Genomic DNA, 1,211 nt, shown 5'->3' with positions numbered 1-1,211 from the left:
GGGGGCGGGGGGCCCCCCCCCGGGGCCCCCCCCCCCCGCCACGGCCACGCGTCAGAGGGCGGGCACGATCATCGCCGTGAACGGGCGGGTGGCCGCGAGGCGCTCCTCCAGCAGTTCCCGGTACTGCTCGGACTCGTAGACGGTGCGGGCCTGTTCGGCGTCGGCGAAACGCAGGACGACGGTGTGGGTGCCGCCGGCCGGCCGCCCGCCCTCGGACAGGTGGACGGTCCGGTCGGTGCTCGCGAGCAGTTCCCCCGCGTCCGGGCCCAGGAGAACGGGAGTGGCGGCCCGGCGGTAGGCGTCCAGGCGCTGAGGGTCGGTCACGTCGTAGTTCAGTATGAGCAGGGCGGGCATGGTCTCTCCTCGTCGATCCGCGCGAAGCAGGGGCGGACAGGGCCCCGGACGCGCGGGATCGACGCGGCGCCCGGGCGGCCGCCACGGACGGCGACGGATCACCACCGGGCGGACCGTGATCCAGTATCCGCCCCCCGCGCCGGCCCGTCGGACCCGCCCCCGTCAGCACGGCCGGCCGTCCCCGGAGTCCCCGTTCAGGACGGAGTCCCCGTTCAGGACGGAGAGCACCAGGACACCGAGCAGCACCGGACCGAGAACGCTGCGCAAGGACACAGGGACAGGAGTTCCCGCCGCAATCAGCCGCGGGACGCACCGCGCCCGGCCCGGATCTGCCAGGTCCGAGCCGGTGGATCCGTTGAAGGACGTGACTACGCCGGTTCCTCGCGTACTCCTCCCCAACCCGCTCGCCGGACCCGCACCATCTGGCAGTGCTGGCACGTCCCGGCTCTGTCGGGGCCGCTCCCGCCCTCCCCGGCACCACCCGGTTCAGGCTGCCCCCAGCTACACCGACCTGCTGCGACAGGCCGGAGGCGCACTTCATGACCGTTGGCGCACGACCTCTGCGCCACTTCACGGGACACGACCGATGGCCGAACAGGCCGCCGCTGTGCATCCGACCAGGAGCAGCTCTCCGTGGAAGCGCTGCCGGGCCGCGGGCTCTCGAAGAAGTCCAGCTTCCGCCGGCGAACCTGTCCGGGCGGCGCATGCTCGTTAATTCAGCGGCCGGGCCTCCCTGTGGGTTGTTAGGGTGGGGGCCGGTCGGGGACGGCTGAGGTGTGGGGGATCCATGGGTTCGCAGGACGGTAGTGACCGTGCGGGTTTCGGGTGCGTGGCGTGCTGCGCCGAGGACACCGCGG

1 protein-coding gene is annotated in these 1,211 nt (G+C 73.2%); it reads right to left on the bottom strand.

The window, feature by feature from the left end; genetic code table 11:
• Window positions 1-51 precede the first annotated feature (51 nt).
• Window positions 52-354 carry a DUF1330 domain-containing protein gene (locus ABZW03_RS41005; protein ID WP_355269996.1) on the bottom strand — a complete coding sequence of 101 codons (303 nt, stop codon included), beginning with the start codon at window positions 352-354 and terminating at the stop codon, window positions 52-54.
• Between the last annotated feature and the right edge of the window lie 857 nt (window positions 355-1,211).

It is taken from the genome of Kitasatospora sp. NPDC004799, assembly GCF_040609095.1.
Lineage (GTDB): Bacteria > Actinomycetota > Actinomycetes > Streptomycetales > Streptomycetaceae > Kitasatospora.
This window is presented reverse-complemented; position numbering and strand designations above follow the sequence as displayed.